The following is a 4,055-nucleotide window of genomic DNA, read 5'->3' as shown; positions in this document are numbered from 1 at the left end:
TTCCCATGTTACTTTCTCTTCGACTTCGGGTTCAGCTGCAGCGACGCGACGACGCTCAGTGGCTTGTTCGAGGTCTGCGTTGCCCACTCTCCCACGAGCTCGGCGAACTCTTGCGCCTGCGGACCCTCAACCGCCACACCCCAGCCGCTAACCACCCACCCGCCGATCTTGCTCACCGGCAGTCGTCCGAGGAATGCAACCAGCGGTTCGCGCAGTTCCGGCCGGTCTCCGCAAAGGCGCGCCAGACCCTCGGCCGCCGGCGGCCGTTTGCCGAGATCTTCGGTCTGATCAATCTTCGTCACGAGGCCCTGGAACACCCGGTTGGCATCTTCGGGCGTGAGCGCAGCCACCTCGGCCTTCGTCACCTGCGTGACGCCGAGAGTCGACGTCGCCAGCCGCTCGATCATGGCTTCCACGGGGCCGCCGGCGACACCGATGCCGGCGGACGTCCTGCGGTCGCGGCTGACAAACACGTAGGGCCGCAGGTCGATGCCGTTCAGCGGCGGGGTGATCGCCGCCCAGCGCTTGACCCACTCGATGTTGGGCCAGTCGGCCATGGGATCATCATCGGCGTCCTTGCCACCCTTCGAGGTCACCTTCCGCTCGAGGATCGAGATGGTCTTGGAGCCGTCAGCGGACGCGTCGCGGGCGATCGCGTTGAACAGTTCCGGGGCGAATCGCTCCGCCAACATCAGCTTGGCCAAGACGGATTGCTTGATATCGTCCTGGAAGCCGCGCTCGCTGGCGATCTCGACGCGCAGGGCCATGGTGTTGACGAAGCGTTTGATGTGGGCGCCCTCGGTTAGGATCGGCGTAATCTCCGCCGCAAGCTGCAGGGCGGCATCCAGATCGGAGGGTATGGACCCCAGCCTCGCCTTGATTTTGTCTCGGTCGAAGCCGGTGCCCAGCCAGGGCCGCTGCAAGGCCTTGCGCGCCACCTCGAGTAGGCTCTTGAACTCCACCGAACTGTCGCTGACGCCGGAGGCCAGATAGAGCAGCAAGGTGAGATAGACCAAGGTCTCCGACGCGCCAAGTGCCGGCATGCGGAACGGAACCTGGATGAGTTTTTCCAAGTAGTTGCGCGCGTAGCTTGTAGGCCCCGCCGCCGCCGGGAGATCGGGAAAGTGGTTGCGCACGGCATATTCAATCATGCCCTCGTCAGCCGCGATGACGAACGCCGCGTTCGGCACGAACAAGAACAGGCGGATAGCCTCCAGCGTGGCGATCGCCGTCTGCGGGAGGCATCGATCGAGGTCGTCGATCAAGACGATCAGCCGGTCGACCTTGGCGCGCTCCAGCAGCTCCTCGAAGTCTTCGCGAAAGGCGTGCATCCGTTGCGGCGTCGTCTCGGAAGGTGCGGCCTCCTTAAAATGCTCCGCCGCACCGTCCATGACCTTGTTGAACACGTCGCCGGTCAGGTAGGCCTTGGGATCGCTAATCACCTTGCCCGCGATCGAACCAATCCCCTGGATCAGGTCCGGACCGGGGATCCCGGTCGCCATGGTGAACGCCAGGCTGCCTGCGGTGCGGGCGGCCTTCATCCAGTTGACGGCCTTCAGGACGTCCCAGGCCTTGTCCGCCACCTTGGCGATCCCGGACCTCTCCTTGAGGAGGGCTGCGACGATCGTCTCGATCAGCACCGCCTTCGCGTCGTCGTATCCCTCAAACAGCCAGCCGTTGAACCGGACACACAGGGTGTCTGTCTGTCCCTTGAATGCCGACTCAATCATCAGCAGCGTGCTGGATTTGCCCGCTCCCCAGTCGCCGTGCAACCCGATCGTCAACGGTTCCTTCGACTTCTGCCTGATCAGCTTGACGACCGTTTTAGCGACCGTCTCGTAATACAGGTAGTCGATGGCGGTTTCATTATCCGCGATAATCACGAAATCCCCTCCCCCAAACCCTGGGTATCCTTGCCGTTATAACAGAGTTCAGAATTGCAATCTGTCTCTCGCAATAACCCCCAAAGCACTGAGAGACATGCGCAACCCGCTATTTCGGTCGGCTCAGCAATTAGAAGCGCCGTCTCATGATTTGTCTAGGATTTTTCTTGGGATGATTTGCTTATCCAGGGTCCGTCCGGCGGCTTAAATAGCACTCTCGATGGATACAACTTCACACCAGGCAGCGCGCCTGCGAGTGACCCATCATTCACCGCCACCGGCGTTTTTGGCTCTCCAGAACGGCTCGCGCCGATCAGCGGAGCAAAACCCCATCGATGTGGATGTTCCGTACAATCTTGACCCAGCCGGGGTTCATGCGAACACCGCTGCCGAGATGCGAACGTAGGAAATCCGCCACCTCATCCAAACTGGAGAGGTGGGCTGGATGCACGTTAGATCCAAAGTGATGGCAGGCAAAGTAGCCATCAGAACCGGGCTCGGCCCACGCGGTTACCAAACCGCCAATGACACGTTCAATACGAGCTACAGGCATATTTCCCCCCACCATTTTCTAGGCAACGCCCCACGCCCGACAGCGTCTCCTCACGTCATCTCGCGAACCCCGGTCGTAGATCCTGTTGAGGACGCCGCGAACTGCGGCCACCGGCCAGGCAGCGTATTATTCATCAGTGCCGACGCTAAGCATGCTCTTCCTCGTCGTTGTATAATCCTGGCATGATATCACCTGCGAGTAGCTTCTCCTTCGAGAGCAGTCCAGCGTCCTCGAGGGCTTCGAAATCCGGCAGGTCGCGCAGCGTGTCGAGCCCGAACTCCAGCAGGAATTCTTTTGTCGTCACATAGGTGTAGGGCGCGCCCGGCGTTGGGCTGCGCGGACCGGAAGCGATCAGGCCGGCACCGCGCAGATGACCAATAAAATCGCGACTGATCTCGTTGCCGAAGAAAGACGACAGTTCGGCGCGGGTGATCGGCTGGAAGTAGCCGATGCACATCAGCACCAAAACCTCCGACTGCGTAAGGTCGGCCGTCTTCCCACTTCCACCTACAGCAGCACGGATGGCGTCTGCATAGGCAGGCCGGGTCAAATGTTTCCAGCCGCCGGCGACCGAAACCAGATCGTAAGGGCGGCCGCGCAGCTCCTCGCGGATGTCGTCGATGAGAAGATCAATGCTGCAGCTTTTCCCGACGATGCGGGCGAGCATTTCGCGGTCGACCGGCTCGCTAGCGGCGAAGATCGTTGCTTCGACCCGGTGCATCCATTCACGCCAACGCGCTTCCGGCGGCAGATGATCCAGTTCCCGGTCAAACAGCTGGTCAGCTGATCGACGGTCATCTGGCCGGCTCCCTCCTCGCCTACGTGCACTCTCCGCCATTGTCTTCACAGCCCGTAGATGCGGAAGGTAGCGCGGCCGGACAATTCACGCACGGCACCGAGCTCGACCAGCCGGTCGAACAGGCGGCGCAGGCCGCGATCGCTCATGCCGGCGATTTGTTCTGAGGCGACGATCGCGTCGTCAGAGAGCAGCTTTTTCCACGACGACGTCCGCCGCCTTGGCCCTGAGTTTCGGCGCAACCGCAAGCAGCCGGTCCGCCCGGCGCTCAAGTTCGGCGAAAAGATCAATGGCGCGCAGCGCAGCGCGCGCCTGCGCGGCCAGCAGGCTTTTGGCCCAATCGGCTTCCGTTTCGGCGCCGGCAGCCAGAGCGGCAGTCACTGGTCGACGCGCCCGGCACGTACCCACAACTAAGGTCGCTTTGGCGCCCAACAAAGGGATTGCATGTGTCCAGCCTAGCCGCTGCGCGAGCAAGACATCGGCAAGCCAGGCTCCGAGAACGCGCCGGAGGCCGTAACGCTCCGCGGCCGCGAAGGCCCCGACCAGCGTTTCGACCGTGCCGGTGTTGGCGGCAAGCTGTCGCAGATCGTCCGTCAGATCGCTGACCGCCTCATCGTTGAGCGTGAGACCTAGATCTTCCAGCACCGCCGCGACATTTTTCTCCGTTAGCAGATCGTCCGCTGGCCGAGATGCCAGCCGCCGCCAAGCAAGAAAGAAAAGGCCGGCGGGACCGACATTGCCGCCCGGTCTTGTGAGCAATACGGCATCGCGCAAGGCCGCTTCGTCCTCGACGCGCCCTGCCTGCCGTGCCGTGACCGCAGCC

At 62.2% G+C, this 4,055-nt stretch carries 2 protein-coding genes and 1 pseudogene; all 3 read right to left on the bottom strand.

Annotation, left to right across the window (positions count from 1 at the left end; translation table 11 throughout):
- Positions 1–8: 8 nt before the first annotated feature.
- On the bottom strand, positions 9–1,883 hold the full coding sequence (qatA, locus tag EOA79_RS30325) for a Qat anti-phage system ATPase QatA (protein WP_127334814.1): 1,875 nt from the start codon (positions 1,881–1,883) through the stop codon (positions 9–11).
- Positions 1,884–2,581: 698 nt separating this feature from the next.
- On the bottom strand, positions 2,582–3,274 hold the full coding sequence (locus EOA79_RS30320) for an SMC-Scp complex subunit ScpB (protein WP_091600266.1): 693 nt from the start codon (positions 3,272–3,274) through the stop codon (positions 2,582–2,584).
- A 5-nt stretch (positions 3,275–3,279) separates the two neighbouring features.
- Positions 3,280–4,055: pseudogene (locus tag EOA79_RS30315) on the bottom strand (DUF1403 family protein); the annotation flags it as partial.

It is taken from the genome of Mesorhizobium sp. M1A.F.Ca.IN.020.03.2.1, from assembly GCF_004023205.1.
GTDB lineage: Bacteria > Pseudomonadota > Alphaproteobacteria > Rhizobiales > Rhizobiaceae > Mesorhizobium.
The sequence above is the reverse complement of the archived record's forward strand: the minus strand, read 5'-3'. Positions and strand labels throughout refer to the sequence as shown.